This window comes from Hyphomicrobium sp. ghe19 (genome assembly GCF_902712875.1).
Classification (GTDB): domain Bacteria; phylum Pseudomonadota; class Alphaproteobacteria; order Rhizobiales; family Hyphomicrobiaceae; genus Hyphomicrobium_B.
In genome coordinates, this window is the sequence record NZ_LR743509.1 from 2,000,751 (window position 1) to 2,019,881 (window position 19,131).

At 59.7% G+C, this 19,131-nt stretch carries 17 protein-coding genes and 1 riboswitch; of the genes, 13 read left to right on the top strand and 4 right to left on the bottom strand.

The window, feature by feature from the left end; all coding sequences use genetic code 11:
- From AACL53_RS09560 to AACL53_RS09595, 8 genes are all read left to right on the top strand, one after another.
- Positions 1-159: a hypothetical protein gene (locus AACL53_RS09560; protein ID WP_339084270.1), complete on the top strand. Its 159-nt coding sequence runs from the start codon at positions 1-3 to the stop codon at positions 157-159.
- Between the two features lie 38 nt (positions 160-197).
- A complete protein-coding gene (locus tag AACL53_RS09565; protein ID WP_339084272.1) occupies positions 198-560 on the top strand; it encodes a hypothetical protein in 363 nt (120 codons plus the stop codon).
- 17 nt (positions 561-577) lie between these two features.
- On the top strand, positions 578-1,090 hold the full coding sequence (locus AACL53_RS09570) for a hypothetical protein (RefSeq protein ID WP_339084273.1): 513 nt from the start codon (positions 578-580) through the stop codon (positions 1,088-1,090).
- A complete protein-coding gene (locus tag AACL53_RS09575; protein ID WP_339084274.1) occupies positions 1,090-1,326 on the top strand; it encodes a hypothetical protein in 237 nt (78 codons plus the stop codon). Before AACL53_RS09570 ends, AACL53_RS09575 begins: the two co-directional genes overlap by 1 nt.
- Positions 1,327-1,337: 11 nt before the next feature.
- Positions 1,338-1,502, top strand: a complete 165-nt coding sequence (locus AACL53_RS09580; RefSeq protein WP_339084275.1) for a hypothetical protein — start codon at positions 1,338-1,340, stop codon at positions 1,500-1,502.
- Positions 1,499-1,765, top strand: coding sequence for a pyocin activator PrtN family protein (locus AACL53_RS09585; protein WP_339084276.1), 267 nt, complete (start codon positions 1,499-1,501; stop codon positions 1,763-1,765). Before AACL53_RS09580 ends, AACL53_RS09585 begins: the two co-directional genes overlap by 4 nt.
- 419 nt (positions 1,766-2,184) lie before the next feature.
- Positions 2,185-2,502 carry a hypothetical protein gene (locus AACL53_RS09590; RefSeq protein WP_339084277.1) on the top strand — a complete coding sequence of 106 codons (318 nt, stop codon included), beginning with the start codon at positions 2,185-2,187 and terminating at the stop codon, positions 2,500-2,502.
- 364 nt (positions 2,503-2,866) lie between these two features.
- Positions 2,867-3,565: an SDR family NAD(P)-dependent oxidoreductase gene (locus AACL53_RS09595; protein ID WP_339084278.1), complete on the top strand. Its 699-nt coding sequence runs from the start codon at positions 2,867-2,869 to the stop codon at positions 3,563-3,565.
- A gap of 32 nt (positions 3,566-3,597) precedes the next feature.
- On the opposite strand, the gene AACL53_RS09600 is transcribed toward AACL53_RS09595, so the two are convergent.
- Positions 3,598-5,514, bottom strand: a complete 1,917-nt coding sequence (locus AACL53_RS09600) for a hypothetical protein (RefSeq protein ID WP_339084279.1) — start codon at positions 5,512-5,514, stop codon at positions 3,598-3,600.
- A gap of 462 nt (positions 5,515-5,976) precedes the next feature.
- Between AACL53_RS09600 and AACL53_RS09605 the strand changes: the two genes are divergently transcribed.
- From AACL53_RS09605 to AACL53_RS09615, 3 genes are all read left to right on the top strand, one after another.
- Entirely contained in the window at positions 5,977-6,432 is a 456-nt protein-coding gene (locus tag AACL53_RS09605) for a MarR family winged helix-turn-helix transcriptional regulator (protein ID WP_339084280.1), read from the top strand.
- Between the two features lie 129 nt (positions 6,433-6,561).
- Positions 6,562-7,563: a helix-turn-helix domain-containing protein gene (locus AACL53_RS09610; RefSeq protein ID WP_339084281.1), complete on the top strand. Its 1,002-nt coding sequence runs from the start codon at positions 6,562-6,564 to the stop codon at positions 7,561-7,563.
- Between the two features lie 199 nt (positions 7,564-7,762).
- Complete coding sequence (locus AACL53_RS09615; protein WP_339084282.1) at positions 7,763-8,923, top strand: extensin family protein; 1,161 nt, start codon at positions 7,763-7,765, stop codon at positions 8,921-8,923.
- 49 nt (positions 8,924-8,972) lie between these two features.
- On the opposite strand, the gene AACL53_RS09620 is transcribed toward AACL53_RS09615, so the two are convergent.
- The 3 genes from AACL53_RS09620 to AACL53_RS09630 all read right to left on the bottom strand — a co-directional run bounded on the left by AACL53_RS09620 (position 8,973) and on the right by AACL53_RS09630 (position 16,729).
- Positions 8,973-12,248: a tetratricopeptide repeat protein gene (locus tag AACL53_RS09620; RefSeq protein WP_339084283.1), complete on the bottom strand. Its 3,276-nt coding sequence runs from the start codon at positions 12,246-12,248 to the stop codon at positions 8,973-8,975.
- Positions 12,249-12,349: 101 nt separating this feature from the next.
- Entirely contained in the window at positions 12,350-15,523 is a 3,174-nt protein-coding gene (locus AACL53_RS09625; RefSeq protein ID WP_339084284.1) for an efflux RND transporter permease subunit, read from the bottom strand.
- A gap of 15 nt (positions 15,524-15,538) precedes the next feature.
- Positions 15,539-16,729 (bottom strand): efflux RND transporter periplasmic adaptor subunit, encoded by a 1,191-nt coding sequence (locus AACL53_RS09630; RefSeq protein ID WP_339084285.1) that lies wholly within the window; start codon positions 16,727-16,729, stop codon positions 15,539-15,541.
- A 260-nt stretch (positions 16,730-16,989) separates the two neighbouring features.
- Here AACL53_RS09630 and AACL53_RS09635 point away from each other — a divergent pair, with 260 nt between their 5' ends.
- Both AACL53_RS09635 and AACL53_RS09640 read left to right on the top strand, forming a co-directional pair.
- Entirely contained in the window at positions 16,990-17,628 is a 639-nt protein-coding gene (locus AACL53_RS09635; protein WP_339084286.1) for a TetR/AcrR family transcriptional regulator, read from the top strand.
- Positions 17,629-17,777: 149 nt separating this feature from the next.
- Positions 17,778-17,884: riboswitch (guanidine-I (ykkC/yxkD leader) on the top strand.
- A gap of 141 nt (positions 17,885-18,025) precedes the next feature.
- Positions 18,026-19,090 carry a putative urea ABC transporter substrate-binding protein gene (locus AACL53_RS09640; protein WP_339084287.1) on the top strand — a complete coding sequence of 355 codons (1,065 nt, stop codon included), beginning with the start codon at positions 18,026-18,028 and terminating at the stop codon, positions 19,088-19,090.
- Positions 19,091-19,131 lie beyond the last annotated feature (41 nt).

Consider the following 19,131-nt stretch of genomic DNA (forward strand, 5'->3'; position numbering starts at 1 on the left):
ATGACCGCCAACGAGATCATTCGCCGCCTCAACACGATGACCGCCGAGCAGATTGCGCTCGTCCGTACCCTTATCCGCCAAGGCTACGGCGGCCAGGGCATCAAGTTCGAAACCGGCCTCACGATTAAGCAGATCAACGCAGTGTTCGCGACGCGATAAGCGCCGCCTCACCCCGCACGCTAAAGCAGAGCAACCCCATGAAAAAGAAATTCCCGACTTTCGAGGTCAGAGCCGCCAGCGCGGGCAAGGCGATCATTTCTTGGCGTGATGTGAACGCCAACCGTCGATACCACATCTGGGTCGACCGCAATCAGCAGCTTGACACCGTGATTTGCTCGAACTGGATCGACACGCAGGGCAAGAGCCGTGGCCGTACCCACAAGCGGCTAAAGCCGAGCGCGAAGAAGTGGGCACCGTTAATGGCCCACATTCGCGCCGTGCTCGCAGCCCGGCAGATCTCCGAAGCCCGAGCGTCTTTCAATCTCAAGCACGACGCAGGACGCGCCGCCGCATTCAAATTGGTGCCGCGCATCCCGACCGCTGAACTTCGCCCTTGCTGACACCCCGGAGAACCCCAATGTCGAAGAATTTCCCAGCCTTTGAAGTCGTGATTGACTGGAGAGACAAAGCCTATGTGATGTGGAGCGATGAGAAGGCCAACCGCCGCTTTCATATGTGGGTCAACAAAGGCGTGCTCGAAGACCAGATACATTCGAACTGGATCGACCCGGGCAGCAAGCGCATCGCGGGAACGCACAAGCTGCTCGACCCGCACTCGAAAAAATGGGCACCTTTTGTCAATCACGTCCGCGCCGAGCTTGCCGCTGGACGACTTGCCGAGGCTGAAGCCGTATGGAATCGCCAGAAGGAAGCAGAGCGCGCCAAGATCGCGGCGGATGTGGAGGCCGAGCGCAAGAAGCGGCAGGTCGAAGCCGCTGCGCCGGACATGCTTGCGGCGTTGAAGGAAGCCGATACGATTTGCACAGACCTGTTCGCCGGAGAGCGTTGCGATAGCCCATGCTGGACCGTTCTTAACAAACTCCGCGCCGCAATCGCCAAGGCCGAAGGCAGAGCCCAGGAGGCGGTGTAATGTACACTACAAACTGCACCATCGAGCGCGGCGACGAGCAGATTGAACTCGAAGTCAATTACTCACTGACGCCGTATTACCCGGCCCGCACCTACGGCGCGCCAGAAGACTGCTACCCGGCAGAAGGCGGCGAGGTCGACGAGTTGACGGCATACCTCGAAGGCGAAGTGTTCGCGCTTACCCCCGTCGAAATGCGCGCGCTCGAAAGGCGCATCTATCAGAACGACATCTGGTGAAGCGAAGCCCCATGAGAACCGAAACCGGCGACAAAATCGTTGATTGGTACATGGCGCTTGCCGACGACAAGAGCGTGCCAGCAGAGGTCCGAGACTTCGCCCGTGCGCAGCTTCGCGCGTGCGCCTTGAGGCTACCACATCAAACCGTTGAAGACGTGATAGGCACAGCGCAATGAACACCGCATTCCTCTTGATGGCTCAGTATAACGGCGCGGCAGTCGTGCCATTGGAAAAGGTTTGTGCCGACTACTTCAGCCACCTGACGCCCGCGAAGCTTTCACAGAAGGCAACGGCCGGCGAGATCGATTTGCCGATTGTGCGGATCGAGACGAGCCAGAAGGCCGCGCGCGGCGTGCATCTTCAGGACTTGGCGGCATGGATTGACGCGCGCCGAGCAGCGGCGCAGAAGGAAAACGACCAGCTTCAGGGGCGACGATGACCGACCGACCCAAAAGCCCCAAGGCGCTCGCCCTCGAAATCGACCCGAATGCATCGTGCAAAATGGAAAAGATACCGGGCAACTGGGGCGAATGGGCCATCGTCCGCAACGGAAGGGGAGCCGAAATAGGCAAGCACCGCACCACTCGCTATGCGTGGGAAGCGGCCTATAGAACGCTGTGCCATCAGCATCAAGGGAGGCTATAGACATGGCGAGGCGACGACGCGGCCCACGACCCAGCTGCTCGAATTGCGGGAAACGCGCGCCCATTGGCGACCGCATTTGCATGACGTGCCGCGTTGCCTCACCGGCAGAGAAGGCCGCACGCAAAAAGCCCCGAGGCCGGAAGAAGGGGAGCGTTTGGGCCGTCTCGGGTGGCCTTCCTTCGCTCGGCAAACGCTAAAAGAGAGAGGCACACTATGGACGCCGCCGACCTAAACGACCCCGCGAAGGCCGAGGCGTTCGTTCGCGAGAGCATCGCGGACCTTGCCGAGCAGATCGCCAGATGGGAAGCCTACGCACACGAAAAAATTCAGGAGTACCGGGAGCGCATTCCGCACCATCCGGAGACATTGGCGAAGCTTACGCGCTCAGTGATGGATGAATTGCGCGAGCAGATCGAACCACTGAGGCAGCACCGCGAAGCGTTGATTGAAACTATCGTTCGCGTCGAGGCGACGAGGCTCAAGACAATTATCGTTCCTCCGTCAGCCATCGACACTCAAATTCTTAAGTGACCACATCGGTATTACACGACGACTGAAGCCCGGCATAACCACTTGCCGGGCTTTTGTTTTTTTACAGCGCCGTCCAATCCATCATGGGCGCGACGGAGAATCTATGTGGTTGGTATTGCAAACCGGGTCCTGGTTTCAGCGGGCATCGGAAGCTTGCAGATTGTCAGGCTTAGATGTCCGCGTTAGTGAACGTCCGCGCTAATGGGGCACGGAATAGTGGGAGTTCCCATTCGGCGCAATGCGCTATGAATGCTTCAGCGGGCGCAGCGGCGCCGCCACCGGGGCGGATTGCCGAACGGTGACGCATTAACTTCTATATCGTCCAGCAGAATCAAGCCCGAATTCGAAGTAGGAATAACATCCGATGCCCGTTGCCAAGCCAAAGGCCCTCATCGTCGGCGCGTCCCGTGGTCTTGGCCTTGCGATGGCCGAGGAATATCTGTCGCGCGGCTGGGATGTCGTCGGCACCGTTCGGGGCAACGGCCGGACCGCACTTCACGATTTGAAGGACAAGCACGGCGCAGCGCTTCAGATCGAATCCGTCGACATCATCGAGCAGGATCAGATCGCGGCTCTTCGCGAAAGGCTCGCGGGCCAAACATTCGATCTGCTGTTCGTCAATTCGGGCGTCGCCAACGGCCCGGGCGAAGCGGTCGGGAGCATTTCGACCGACGAATTCATCCGCGTGATGGTCACCAATGCACTCGGCCCTATGCGGGTCATCGCGGCGCTCGACGACCTCGTGACGCCGACCGGCACGATCGGCGTCATGTCATCCGGCCTCGGCAGCGTAGGCGATAACGAGGATGGCGGCTGGGAAGTCTATCGCGGTAGTAAAGCCGCGCTCAACACATTCATGCGCAGCTATGCCGCCGAACACCGGAAGGGCGGCCGATCCCTGGTGATCATTTCTCCGGGCTGGGTGCGCACCGACATGGGTGGACCTCACGCGACTCTCGACGTCAGCGAGAGCATTCCGCGCGTGGTCGATGTGATCGCGGCGCAGTCAGGCAAACGCGGACTCAGCTATCTCAACTATATGGGCAAGACCGTCCGCTGGTGAGCGATTGACGTCGCCCGGCCGTCAATCAACGTCTATGGCGATGCCTTCACGGTCGAGCCGACAACGGCTGCTACGGCTTTTGCATCTTTGGGGCCTGGCTCGCGATCGGCGGGCTCGTCAGTGGTGCCCGGCGCATTCTCGATCTCGCCGAGCCATTTGGCCGTGCGCTCGAAATCGGGGTCGGCCTTGAAGCGTTCGCTTGGCGCGAAGCCTTCGGCACGGCTGATGCTCTGAGCGATCAGCTTGCGAAATTCGGGAACGTCGAAATACGAGGCATGCACGAGTTCCTTCCAGGTGAAGTATGTGCTGATCGCCGTGTCCGCGGTATGCGAGGGAACCGCAAACCTGATCTGCCCGATGGCGCGGCGAAACTTGGCGATCGACTGGCTTGCCGCGGCATTGCTGTAATCCGTTATGAGGTCCGCGATCGTGGACGGAAGGCGCGGCAGGGATTTTTCGAGCCACATCGGGCGATCCAACGCACCGATGGCAATTTCTCCTTCGGTGTCGTTACCGTAAGCGGCGCGCTTCACTTCGGCGTTGGTGATGCTGTTCAAGAACATGCTCGCGACAGCGCTGATGAACGTCGCGAATGCTTGAATGACGACCATCAGAAGAAGCGCGACCACGCCCAAAATCGCGGGGACGATGATCGCTGGAACAAACAGCGACCAGAACCAACGCTTCCGCCGATCCTGGAGGTCGGCTGCTCCGAGCGCCCATGATAGCTCGTCGGTCACGACATGAAGCAGGAGGCCGCTGTTGGTGGCAACGTCACGTCCGCCTCCACACAGCGTGCCGCCGTCGCAGGGACGTCCCCTGGATTCGAAGAAGCGCTTCTTGAAGCGCATGCCCCGTTCGATGGCGTCGAGGTTCGGGTATTGGGCTTCAAGTTGCTCGCGCTTTTCGCGATACTGCCGCCACGCCGCCTGTCGATCCAGCGGCGTCTGTACAGCGGCCCCACTTTCCGTCGTTACGGCTTCGCCATCGCCTTTGTGCGCGACCATGAGCTGCTCGCGGAGCGCGCTCAATGCTGCTTCCGCTTCTGGAGACGCATTGGCGTCGTAGATTTCGGTCTTGAGCCATTCGGCTATACCGACCATGGCCGGCGGCGACAGCAGAATGATAAAATAAATCAGCGGCAGCGTGATGACGGATAGCAGCGTGATCGACGAAACGGCGAAAGATTTGTCGAAAAAGTTCAACCGGGCGTCAGGCAGTAGCGCGAGGCCTTGAATGGCTTCATCTTCAGGATGAGATAACGGCAGCCAGCGCGACCCAAAGCTGTTTTTCGCGCGCCGGGTTATCCTCGAATGATAGTTCAGCAAGCTCCGGCTATCGAGCCAGCGCAGTGCCAAGTAGAAGGTGAGCGCGGGTAGGCTAGCGAGAACGCCGGTTGCAACCCATACGCGCGGAAAAGTTCTCCCAAAGATCGTCTGGTCGCCGCCGAGCTGGGTCGCCAGAACGTAGACGATGAACATCAAGAGCAACATCATCGAGGCGACGAAGATGACCTTGCGCATCAAACTCAGCCGCGTGAGAAGCCAAAGCTCTCGACGCAGCTTGAGAAATGGCGTGCCGACGGTAATCCAGCGCTTGAGGTTCGCGAGTGGCCTCTTGCGTGCGGCATTGTTGAGCAAAGCATCTGAAAGAATCGAGCCGCCGTGGCTATGGCCAACGATGCAATAGGGCTCGCTCTTGGCTTCGAGCTCGCGCATGGTTTTGGTCAGCCGTTCGCCGGCTTCGCGCCGCTTCATTTCGCTGTTGTCACCGGCCCACGGAAAGGGCAAGAAGTTCAGCTCGCCGTCACGCGCGTCGATGAGAGCACGCATATCGTTTTCGAAGACGCTGCCTTTTTCCCACCATTGCAAGTCGGGCGGAGGTCCGCCGTCGGGACCGGCAGCTGTCGGGGCCGCGAACGTGCCGTGTACCGCAATGATGGTTGCCAAGGCCCCCTCCTCCGTCCCCCGCTACGCAGTCGCCTGCAATCACGATTTGATCGCGTTCCGCGCTTGTTCGCTTTACGGGATTTTTGTCTCGCGAAAAATAGTGCTCACATGCCGGATTGGCGGCGGATGATGCCCGATAGGATCGAACGCGGCACCACGGCAAGCTACAATCACAATACGAATGTAAGTGCCTGTGGCCTCAATGCACTTGCCTCTTATGTGCGGATCGACCGGCAGAAGAGATCTCTTTCCGGCTTCCAACGCGCACGACTTAGTCTCTATTCGAGAACAGCTGCGCCCAATGCGCCGTGATGGTTTGACGCGCTTTGAAGGCTATCTCCCTCACATCCGATTTTCATCCCCCGATGAGAAGAGACTGCGGCTGCTGAAACCTGTTTTCTTCACGGAGTATTTGCGTGCTGACCAACTTGCGCGATACAAAAACCAAGGAAAAAAAGTTCAATGAGCCAACCGCCGTCTACCAATCCCCAGCGTTCCGTTATCCATCTTCTGCGCCGCGTCGATCAGTGCGCTGCCCAACTCTATTTGACCGAAAGTGCCGACAACGATCTCACGCTCCGTCAGCTTGCGATCCTCACCGCGATTTCACGTCAAGAGAACCTGAGCCAGACCGATCTGGTCGCGATCACAGGCATTGACCGCTCAACGGTTGCAGGTATCGTTAGCCGGCTCATCCGGAAGGGCCTATTGGAACGTAAGCGTTCGCCGCTCGATGGCCGCGCCTACTGCGTCCGTCTTTCCAAGCGCGGCGCAAAGGCCGTTTCGGGCGCCGACCGTCTCTACTCGCGGGTCGAGAAGAAACTTCTCGCGTCGGTTCCTGCTTCAGAAGCGACTAAGTTCGCTTCGACTCTCAGAACCATCCTCTCGGCGCACGCAGAAGACGCAGCATCCGCGTAGTACGCTGAGTTTGTTCGCCATCCAAAGGTCGCCGGCAATTCATCCATAGAATGTCGGCGGCCGCGCGAATTTGCAATTGACGTGTCGCCATTGCCACCTATCATCCAAAAGTGCTACGGGATGAGGGCTATGTTGCGCACGCAGTTGGATTGGCCGAATCCGTCGTCAGACGGACTGGTCGAGTATTCCATTCACACATCTGATGTACACCCGCGGGATCGTTTCCAATATTGGTACGAGTCGAGCCGCCGTGTGTTGGGACCTTACGAGAACCGCCCCGATCAGCGGGCTGGTTTCGAAGGAGATTTGCGCTATCTTTCGGTGCCGGGGATGTCGCTCATCGTCTTCCGCTGCAATGGCATGCGCGCGTGGCGCACAGAACGTCAGGCCAACATCTTTGGCGAACTCGTTCATATCATCATGCCCCTCGCCGGCACGGTGAAGCTTAGGCAGGACGGTCGCGAGGCGGAACTCGGGGCTGGAGACATCTGCCTCAACGATGCTGGACGGGCATCGACGTTCATTCAATCGCCGTACGCCCGTTGCCTCGTTATTGAATTCCAGCGGCGCGAGTGCGAGGCGCGTCTCGGTCCGCTCAGCCGGTGGACGGCGCGGCGTGTCGACGGCAAGCAAGGCGGCGGTGCACTGGCTTCTGCATTTGCGAGACTTCTTCCCGACCAGATTTCATTCATGAGCACACAATCGCAGGCGGAGATCGCGCGACAATTCCTCGATCTCGTCGCTTTAGCGGTGAAGGAAATGGAAGGGGTTGCGTTTGCTCACTCGTCGGCGCGGCTTGCGTCGTTGCTGCGTCTCAAAGCGGTGGTCGATTCAAATCTGACGAACAGCAATGTAACCTGCGAAGAGCTTGCGGCTGCTGCGGGCATTTCGGTTCGATATGCTAACCAGTTGCTCGATGCGGAGCAAATATCCTTGCAAAGGCTGTTGTTCAGCAAGCGCATAGAGAAATGCCAGGCGGCACTTGCAGATCCGGCGCAGGCGCATCGCCAGATCAGCGATATCGCGTACTCGTGGGGCTTCGGTGACGTTTCGCACTTCGGCCGCCTCTTCAAGGCGATGATCGGCATGACGCCACGCGATTACAGGAAACTCAATATCCTCGCCCGTTGACGAAATCTGAACGAAATTCTGATAGGATATGTGGCTTGCGGAACCTTCCGCGGGCCATTTTACTTTTGTTTGCTCCTGAGACCATCTGTGGTCAAAATTTCTAGTTATAGAAATGAAGATTGCGCGCGGGCGCATTGTAAAGGGTAACAGCCGATAGGATCCCGTCTTGAGCGTGCAACAGGAATTGTTAGCCCGTGCCATGGCGCTTCGATCCAAGGCCGCAAGCAAGGCACATAGCCTTGCCATTCGCTATTCGATCACCCTCAGCCGCATCGTCTTCCTCGGCCTCTTGCTACTTCCGCTGCTCGAGCCCAACAGCTTCTACATCATCCGTGCGGGCCGAGTGAGTCTACCCGCCGAGCAGGAGTTGCATGCGCGATCAGAGGTCACCCCCTTAGCGCCTTCGGTTTCACGGGGCGTCACCGCCGAAGCAGAGGCTCCCTCGGCGCCGGTCGCGGGCGAACCGCCATCGGCGAAGACAACCGACAGTAAAGGCCCGGACTTACCGGCGGCGGATACGCCTGCTCCGTTGCTCCCGCTGAAGCCGGGAGATCCGCAGGCTGCCCCCGCTAAACCGCTGCCGCCTTCGAAGCAGGCCGCGTTGCCCTGGACAGAGGCGGAGATCGCAGCTGCGAAAGCCGAATGTGCGCAGCTTCTCGCAAAGGTCACGGTTGTTTCGGAAGAACTTCCGCCGGCCCGCGAAGGCATTTGCGGCGCGCCGGCGCCTCGCGAACTCAGGAGTGTCGGCGAGAGCAAAGTGAAGATCGAGCCGCCTGCAACGCTCAATTGTCCGATGATCGCGGGCCTCAGCAGCTGGATCACCGATAAGCTGCAACCGGCGGCTCAAAAAAGCTTCGGTTCGCCCGTGGCGCGCGTGATCGCTGAATCCTACTCATGCCGAAATCGCTATGGCCTCGCGCGGGCGCCGCTCAGCGAGCATGCGTTGATGGATGCGGTCGACGTATCGGCGTTCGTGCTGGCTGACGGGAGGATCATCCGCATTTCCAAAGGATGGGGCCCGACCGCCGGTGACCTGAAGCGGGCCGCTGCCAAATCCAGCGAGGCGCCCGCCGACGAGAAGATCAAGGGCGAAAAGATTCTTGTTTCGGCGTCCAAGCTCGGCGCGCACGACCTCGCGAAACAGGGCGAAGCAAAAAAGGGCGATGACAAAGCGAAATCGGAGGAAGCGGAGAAGGACGCCGCAGCGAAACTCGCGTTGTCAACGTTCCTTCATCAAGCTCACGACGACGCCTGCGATATTTTCGGCACCGTACTCGGGCCTGACACCAACGACGCGCACCGGGATCATTTTCATCTCGATATGAAAGTCCGGAAGTCCCAGCGCGGGCTCTGTCAGTAACTCCGTGTGCAAGACCGCGCCTCTGTTCGCACCCGTTGCCGGGGCGTGCTCAGATTTTCAAAGCGATGAGATCCATGGAGCTGCGATGGCGTTCGCCGATGTCGTACTCGACGAATTTGAAGCCTTGTGACTGGAGCAACTGCACGAGCCTGGCGCGCGTGAAATGATGATAGCGCTCGATCTCCGCCCAATAGGGGTTTGTTCCCGTGGCATCGAGCGCTCGCCACACGATCGAATCCATGTTGAGCGATGAGATGAAAAGCGCGCCTCCGCGCTTCATCATCCTGTTTACAATGCCGAGCGTCGTTGCTGGAAACGGCGTCCGGTCCAAGACGTCGACCATGCTGACGACGCTGAAGCGGTCTTCGGCGGCGAATGATTCCAGATCGCAGTGCGCGTCGTATCCGAACTTTTTGAGCTTCGCGACGCTCTCTTCGCTTGCGTCAATTCCGGCCGGGGAAAATCCCCATTCTGCGGCCGTGAAAAGGAGCGACGCGTTGCCAAAGCCGACGTCGAGCCAATCGCCGGACGGCACATGGCGCGCGATGCGGGCCACGATTTTCGCCGACACCTTGCGTTGATTTTCGGCGTCCTTTCCGACCTTCTGTTCGGTCTTGGCCGCCGGAAAGACGATCTCGCGACCTTCCGGGGTCAGGTAGCCTTCGGTGAAGACGTGCGCGCAGGATGCGCAACGACACCATTTCTGCATCGGCGGAAGCATCGAGTTGTAAGCCGGATGGTTCGTTATTCGCGCTTCGTTTGCGCGCGAGATCTCGCGGCCTTCGCAAAGCGGGCAGGATTCGTAGATTGTCCGAGGGCCTTGTGGCTTCGGCTTCATAGCTTCCACCGGCGGCGGAGCGGTCGTGGGTTCGACAACCGCAAATGCCTGAGGGGCTTGGCCCGATCGCATGATGTCTACCATCTTCTCAAAGGATGCTTCGAGGTTCCGTGCGTAGCGCGTGGAATCGAATAACGGCGCGGTATCTCTCATCGATACGAGCTTGCGCCGGATCCGGTCGAGCTTGCCTTTGTCGCGCGCGAGTTCAATCGCGAGGTCGGTGTAGGCATCGAGGTCGGTGGTGATGAGTTCGGGAAGGCCCATCGCAGAGAGGAGACTACCGGCGACACGTCCGGAAAACGTTTCACCGAGGCACGTCAGAACAGGCAATCCGACCCAGAGCGCGTCGCTCGTCGTCGTGTGCGCATTACAAGGAAGCGCATCCAAGAAGAGATCTGCAAGGCGCTGCCGCGCGAGATGCTTTGGGATCGACGCGCGGTTGGCAAAAACCAGGCGCCCCGGATCGACGCCGCGGCTAGCAGCCTCTCGCCTCAAGTTGTTGGCGCAGGTCTGGTTCGGAACGAGCAGCCAAAGCACCGAGCCCGGCACCTGCTTGAGCACGTGCATCCAGACGTCGAACATCGTTGGATTGAGCTTGTAGCTATTATTGAACGAACAGAATACGAACGCATCCTCGGGAAGGCCGCAATCGGCGCGCGTCACCGGCTCTTGCGATATCACCCGCTGCCGGTCGTTCGGCTGATAGGTATTTGGAAGGTGGACAATCTTCTCTGAATAGTCCGGCTGGTGCTCCATCGGCGCCACGACGGCATCGGCCAAAATGTAATCGATGAAATCGGCCCCCATCGTCCCAGGATAGCCCAAGTAATTCACCTGGATCGGCGCCGGGCGATAGCTGAAGATTTCCGGACGCGCGTCTTTTGTAAATCCCTTGAGGTCAACGAGGATATCGATCCCATCCGCATTGATCTGGGCGGCGGCATCGCGGCTCGTCATCTCGCCAATTTTTCTGACGTGCTCAAATGCCTTCAGCAGGCGCTGGCGCATTGCGCTGCCATCTTCCGGGCTGAAGCAGTATCCGAAGATCTCAAAGCGTGCGTGGTCCAGCTTTTCCAAAACTTCGGCGAACAGCATGGCCGTTGCGTGCTCGAAGAAATCGCAGGAGAGAAAGCCGAGCCGGATGCGCCGGCCAACTCCGAGACTGTTCTGATAGGTTTTAAAGCGCTGGTCTGGCGGAGCAGCGATCGGCTTGATGTAGTTTCGGGCCACTTTCAGTTGGTCTTCTCGCGTGGACCATAGTGAAATCAGCGGGAACGGCGCGATATGCATCGGCTTCGTTCGGAAGTTTTCGAGGCAATAACGCCCCTCTTCGTCGACGCCGAACCAATCACATTGGAAATGGAGCAGGTTCAAATATTCGAACCGGTTGACGAACGCTTCGGGCGCGCATTCGAGGCATTTTTGGAAGGCTAGATCCGCTTCCTCGTACCGCTCACACATTTTGTGCGTGATCGCCAGATTGTAATGTGCTTGCGCAGATGTCGGGTCGAGCTTGATCGCGTGTTCAAGCGCCTGGACTGCTCCCGCTTCCATCTTCAAGGCGCGAAGCACGCCGCCGACGGCGGTGTATGCGTCAGCGCGGTCCGGATCGATCACGAGGCCGGCCTGGTAACTCGTAAGGGCTTCCTCTAAATGGCCGCGCGCCTCGAGTGCAAGGGCAAGGTTGAAGTGATAGTCGGCATTATCCGGCTTCGACGCAACGGCGCGGCGGCAAAGTTCTATTGCTTCGTCATATCGCCGGTCCTGGCGCAGAAACAAAGCCAGCTCGTCGAGTCGCTTCGCAAGCTCATCGCTGCTCTTCGATTCTGCTTCGATCTCGGCGGCAACCGACGCCACGGGACGTGTCATCGCCGATATTCGCCGGTCAAGAACGCGTGCTTCCTCGAAGCCCGGATCGAGTTGGAGGGCCTGCCTGCAGCGCGCCGCCGCCGCTTCCGGCTGACCGGACTTCAGCATCAGATTGCCGAGCTTGACGAGCACGGCGGGCTGATCGGGCTTCAGCTCGAGCGCCTTGATATATGTCGTTATCGCCTCAGGTTCGTTCTCAACTAGCGTGAGGAGATTGCCCAACACCGTATGGACCTCGGCGTTCCGAGGCTGCAACGCGAGACACTCGCGGCAGGCGGCGATCGCCTCGTGGGATCGACGCATTTCACCCAGGATGATCGCGAGGTTGAGCCACGCCTCGTGATAATTTGGCTGATGGGCGACGCTCTGGCGGATGTATTCGACCGCATCATGCGTTTCCTGCCGCTTATACGCGATGAGGCCCATGTGGTGCAGACTTGGAGCATGGGTTGGCAGACGGGTGAGGACCCGCCGATGCGCAACTTCCGATTCAGCCAAGCGGCCGTTTTTGAGGTGTTCGACTGCCTGATGATAATCGCGTGCGATATCGGGAACGCCGGCGCGCTGAGGAGTGCTCTGTGACGTCGCGTGGGCAAGCCGCCGATCTCTTCGATTCATGTCGCAGTCCCGATTCGCATCAGCCCATGAAAAACGCCGGAGTCTGTTCTGACTCCGGCGTCCTGTGCGAGGCTTGCGGGTACCCGAAAGGCGGCTTGCGCCTATTCGGCCGGATGAAGCGGCGTCTCGTGAGATGGCGCCCGTGACCTGCGGCCGAGATCGGACAGCCAGCGGCAAACCACATAGAAGACGGGCGTGAAGATCAGACCGAAGAAGGTCACGCCGAGCATACCCGCGAAGACCGCGGTTCCGAGAGCCTGGCGAAGTTCAGCGCCGGCGCCGACCGCCCAAACGAGCGGCACCACGCCGAGGATGAACGCCAGCGACGTCATGATGATCGGCCGCATTCTCAACCGGGCCGCTTCGGTCGCGGCCTCGAATCGGGTTCTGCCCTGGGCTTCGAGTTGCTCCGCGAACTCCACGATCAGAATAGCGTTTTTCGCCGCTAGACCTATGAGAACGATGAAGCCGACCTGGGTCAGGATGTTGTTGTCCATTCCCCGGAGGATGACGCCCGAGATCGATGCGATGAGACTCATCGGGACGATCAGGATGACCGCTAGCGGCAGCGTCAGACTTTCGAACTGCGCGGCAAGGACGAGGAACACGAACAGGACGCCCAGAGCGAACGCGAAGATGGCCGTGTTGCCGGCGCGGATCTGCTGATAGGCGAGATCGGTCCATTCATAGCTGAAGCCAGGCGGAAGCGTTTCCGCCGCCAGCTTCTGCATGATGTCGATCGCCTGTCCCTGCGAGTATCCGGGAGCCGCGGAACCATCGAGTTCGGCTGCCGGATAAAGGTTGTAGCGGGGAACACGCGCCGGGCCCGAAATATCGCTCACGGTCGTGAACGAGCCGAGCGGAACGGCATCGCCGTTCGAATTGCGGACGCGAATGCTCAGCGCATCTTTCGCTTCCAGGCGGTAATCGGCGTCGGACTGCGCCGTCACGCGGAAGGTACGGCCCAGCAGGTTGAAGTCGTTGACGTAGATCGAGCCGAGGTACGTCTGGAGTGCGGCGAACACTTCCGGGATACGAATGCCGAGCATCTGCGCCTTGACGCGATCGATGTCCAGATAGAGCTGGGGCGTCGAGGTCTCGAAGAGCGAGTACACCTGTCGCACGCCCGGCGTCTGAGCCGCCTTGCCCATCATCGCGTTGACAGCCGCCTGCAACGCGGCCGAGCCGGCACCCGAACGATCCTCCACCATCATGCGGAAGCCGCCGGAGCTGCCAAGACCGCGGACGGGCGGCGGCGCCACGACAAGCACCAAAGCTTCCTGGATCGTGGAAAATTTCTTCAAGAGCGTAGCCTGAATGGCTTTCGCCGACTGGTTCGGATCTTTGGCGCGCTCTTCGAATGGTTTCAGCGTTACGAAAACGGCGCCTGCGTTCGAGGCGTTGACGCGCGTTGCGCCCGAGAAGCCGACGATATTGACGGCGTGGGCGACGCCCGGAACGGTGAGGGCCAGTTCAACGGCGCGCTTATTGACCTCGTTGGTGCGAGCCAAAGAAGCGGCAGGCGGCAACTGGGTGATCGTGATCAGATAGCCGCCGTCCTGGTCGGGGATGAAGCCGACAGGAGTTTTGCGGAATTCATTCAATCCGAATGCAATAAGCCCCGCGTAAAGGACCAGCATCAGGATAGAAAACCGGACGGCGCGGCCAGCCAGCCAGCCATAGCCGCTGGATAGCCGGTCGAAGCTCCAGTTGAAGGCATTGAAAAACGCGCGGATGGGCCACGTCAGTGGACTGTGCTTATGCTCGGTCGAATGCGGCTTCAGAAGCATGGCACAGAGTGCGGGCGACAGGGTCAATGAGACGATCAGCGAAATCACCGTCGCGCCCGCGATCGTCAGCGCGAACTGACGATAGAACTGGCCCGAGATGCCGGTGATGAATGCCGACGGAACGAACACCGCACATAGAACGAGCACGATGGCGATGAGAGCCGAGCCCACCTCCTCCATGGTTCTGTAGGAGGCTTCCCTGGGGCTCATCCCGTTCGCCATGTTGCGTTCGACGTTCTCGACCACGACGATCGCGTCGTCGACAACGATACCGATCGCCAGCACGAGGCCGAAGAGCGACAGGTTGTTCAGCGAGAAGCCGAACATCTGCATCAGGAAGAAGGTGCCGACGAGCGAAACAGGGATGGCTACGATCGGGATGATCGCCGCGCGCCACGTCTGGAGGAAGAGCAGGACGACGATCACCACCAGAACGACGGCTTCGAGGATGGTGTGAACGACGGCGTCGACCGACTGCTGAATGAAGTCGGTCGGGTTGTATACGATGGTGTACTCGAGCCCCGGCGGGAAGCTCTTCGCCATCTCCGCCATGGCTTGTTTAATGTTCTTCGCCGTATCGATGGCGTTGGAACCCGGCAGCTGGAAGACGCCGAGACCGACCGCCGCCTGCTTATCAAGATACGAGTTGATGCCGTAATCGAGCGCCGCAAGTTCGACTCTCGCCACGTCCTTCACTCGGACGACGGAGTTGGCGTTCTGCTTGACGACGATATTTCCGAATTCATTCGGATCGATCAGGCGGCCCTGCGTTTGCACCGTGATCTGGAATGCACCCGGCTTTTCGAGCGGGGGCGCATTGAGCACGCCGGCGGCCACCTGGACGTTCTGCCCCTGCAGGGCCGTGACGACGTCGCTTGCCGTCAGCGCCAGCGATTGCAGGCGGTCGGGATCAAGCCAGACGCGCATCGAATAATCGCGACCGCCGAAAACGGTAATCGAGCCGACGCCTTGCACGCGGGTCAGCGCATCGACGATGTTCACGCTCGCGTAGTTCGAAATGAAAAGCGTATCGCGCGAGTTGTCGGGCGACAGCAGATGCACGACCATCATGAGGTCGGGCGACGCCTTCGCGACGGTGACGCCGATGTTGCGCACGTCCGCGGGCAGTCTCGGCAGTGCGATGGAGACGCGGTTCTGCACCTGAACCTGCGCAATATCGAGATTGGTGCCGATGTCGAAGGTGACGGAGATCGAGAAGCGGCCGTCATTCGTCGAGTTCGACGATATGAAGAGCATGTGCTCAACGCCGTTGATCTGCTGCTCGAGCGGCGTCGCGACCGTCGCGGCGACGACTTCCGCGCTGGCACCCGGATATTGCCCCGTGATGTTCACCACCGGCGGCGCGATTTCCGGATATTGCGCGATCGGCAGGCGGGTAAGGGATACCAAGCCGATGATGGTGAGCACGATGGAGATGACGGCCGCGAAGATCGGGCGGTCGATAAAGAAGTGCGAGATGCGCATTGGACGGGCCGTTCTTTATTGGGTCCGGACCGTCTGGTCCTTCGGAGTGGAAGCGTCAGCGGATGCCTGCTGCGGCGTGACTTTCGCGCCGGGCCGGATGCGCATCAGGCCGTTCACGATGACCGTGTCGTCGGGCGAGAGGCCCGCCGTCACGACGCGCAGTCCATCGACCAACGGTCCGAGCGTGACGTATTTCGGTGTAGCGACATTGTCGCTGCCGACGGCATAGACGAACTTGCGAACCTGCTCGGTGCCGATGGCGGCATCGGGAACGAGCAGCGCCTCTGCCGGTTCAGAAGCCACAATCCGGATACGGCCGAACATACCCGGCGTGAGGCGTCCGTCGGCATTCTTGAAGACCGCACGGCCGCGGATCGTGCCGGACGACTTATCGATGGCGTTGTCGACGAAGTCGATCTGACCTTCGTGGACGAAGTCTTTTTCGTCGATCAGCTTCAGCTGAGCGGACATGCTCAAGCCACGACCGGCGCTGTCGGCCGCCTTCGCCGACGCAGCCTTCAAGTAACGAAGGTATGACGCCTCATCCATCGTGAATTCGAAACGGATCGGATCGACCGAGGCGATCGTTGCGAGCAATGTCGTGCTTCCGGCTGTTCCGCCGGTCACGAGGTTTCCGACCGAGACGCGGCGATCGCCTATTCTTCCGGCGATCGGAGCGGCGAGTTCGGTGAAATCCAAATCGAGAGCGAACTGGCGGGACGCCGCCTTCTGCGCCGTCAGATTGGCTTCGGCGACGCGCTTCGCCTGAAGGCGTTGATCGAGCGACTGCTGCGTGATCGTGGTGCCGCGAACGAGACTCTCACCGCGCTCCAGGTCAGACTGAGCGAAGGCAACGTTCGCCTCTGCCTGGGCGATCGAGGCATTCGCCTGGTCCAACGCCGCCTGGAAGGGCCGACGGTCGATCGTGAAGAGCGGGTCGCCGACCTTGACCATCTGGCCATCGGTGAAGTGGATCTTGTCGAGGTAACCCGAAACGCGCGCGCGCACTTCGACGAAATCGAGAGCAACGAAACGCCCGACGTATTCATCGTAGTCTGCGACGATCTTCTTCGTGGGCTTGGCCACGGTGACTTGCGGCGCCGGCGGAGGCGCAGCTTGAGCCGCGGATTTCTCTTCGCTACATGCGGAAAGTCCCGCCGATAAAGTCAGCAAAACTGCAGCGATTGAGGCGGACCGTTGGAACACGGGTTCTGTCTCCGTCTTATAGATTTGAAATCAGCGCACGAAGGAACCGATTGCGTTCCATATCGAGCGCCAGCGTCAGCCGCGCCGAGCGGAATCGCGCTCGGCCCGCGTGAATTGTTCTTCTGATCCCACCCCGAACGGGCGCACGCCAATTGTTCAGCGCGCGTTAAGTACCGGGTGACAGAGGTTACAGAGTCATGTTACCCGGTACCGACCGGTAACATACTGCTACCGATCGGTAACATTCTCGTCAAGGGCGCATGAGCTTTGCGCGGGAGAAAGATTTGCGCAGCGCTGGCGGATCAGTGGCAGTCGCCGAGGGGCAACTCGCTGTCAAATCACCACGAGAGCGAATTCTGATCGCAGCTCGCGATCTCTTCTACCGGCACGGCGTGCATGCCGTCGGCGTGGAGGCAATCGCCGAGACGGCGCTTACGAACAAGATGACGCTGTACCGTCATTTCAAATCGAAGGACGAGCTTATCGTCACATACGTCCAGCAGCTCGCAAATGAAGGCGATGACATACTCAATCGCATTCTGGCCGAGAATGCAGACAACCCGCAAAAGCAAGTCGATGCCTGGGTCGATTTTGTCGAAGACGTGCTGACGAACAAGTTGGAGCGCGGCTGCGCGCTGGCGAATGCCGCCGTCGAACTCGATACCGGCCACCCGGCCCGCGCTGTGATCGAAGCTTACAAACAGCGGAAGCACGACCGCCTCGTCGGGCTCTTCCGCGCCGCTCGATATCGCGACCCCGATTTGCTCGCCGATGAAGTCTTTCTTCTATTCGAGGGCGCGCGGATCAGCATTCAATGCGGCGGCAAGGGTCCGGCATCGCGCGTCGTCGGGATGTTGCGCGGACTGCTCTCCTCGCGGCCGAGGTTGGCCGAAGCATAACTGTTTTGGTGACGAGCGCTCGGCTCGCGCACAATTGCCTAGGTACTAGGCGTTCAGCACAAGCAGCTGGCAGCGCAATCATCAACACCCGAAGATTTCCTGCATTTTTCCGACAAGAAAGCCTTGGCACGCCGCGTGCAAAGCATGGCGCATAACGCCTCTAGGGTTCCGGCTTCACAAGCGTCAGGTCCGAGAGAGGCTCTCCCGCCTCGCGTGAAGCGCGGCGGAGCCACGGCGGGATAAAAGCCCGGGAGACCTACACCGCGAGTTGCTTCGGCGCTCGAACGGACAGGCCTCCCTCCGCGCGATCTCACCGCGCTCATCCGAGGTCTTCCGTTCCTGTCTCGAAGTCCCTTGCGGCCTCACAGAGTGGTCAGCACAAGGACAGGGGTTGGCGATGCGCTTTTCCATCAAGCAAATTTTGAAGGCTGCGATCGGCCTCGCGGCCGTGACAGGGTTTGCCCTGTCGCCTGCACATGCCGCCGAGAAAAAAGACTTCAAAGTCGCCTGGTCGATTTATGTCGGCTGGATGCCATGGGGCTATGCTGCCGATTCCGGCATCGTGAAAAAATGGGCCGACAAGTACGGCATCAACATCGAAGTCAAACAGTTCAATGACTACGTCGAATCCATAAATCAATACACGGCGGGCTCGTTCGACGCGGTCACCGTGACGAACATGGACGCTCTTTCGATCCCCGCGGCTGGCGGCGTCGACACCACGGCCGTTATCGTCGGCGACTTCTCGAACGGCAACGACGCCGTGATCCTGAAGAACAAGGACAAGCTCGCCGACATCAAGGGCCAGAACGTCAATCTCGTCGAGTTCTCGGTCTCGCACTACCTGCTCGCGCGCGGCCTCGAAAGCGTCGGGCTTGCCGAGAAGGACCTGAAGGTCGTCAACACATCGGACGCCGATATGGCGGCTGCCTACAAGACGCACGACGTAACGTCCGTCGTGACTTGGAAGCCGATCGTTTCAACGATCCTCGAATCGCCGGACGCAAAGAAGGTTTTCGACAGCTCGCAAATTCCGGGCGAGATCATCGACCTCATGGTCGTCAACACGGCCGTGCTGAAAGACAATCCGAAGTTCGCGAAGGCGCTCGCGGGTATCTGGTACGAGACGCTTGCGACGCTAAAGGACGGTACGGCTTCGAAGGAAGCCATGGCCAAGGCTTCCGGCACCGACCTCAAAGGCTTTGACGAACAGCTCGCGACGACGAAGCTCTTCGCCGATCCGAAGGATGCTGTGGCTTTCACCACCGGCAAAGATCTGAAGACGACAACCGAGCGCGTCTCCAAATTCTTGTTCGAGAAATCGTTGCTCGGCAAAGACGCGAAATCGGACGGCGCGATCGGCGTCGAGTTCCCCGACAAAACGGTCTTCGGCGACAAGTCGAACGTCAAGTTCCGCTACGACGCGACGTTCATGAAAGAAGCCGAAGACGGCAAGCTCTGATCGGCCGCGTCTCACAAAGCAAACTGAAGGAAGGCGACCGC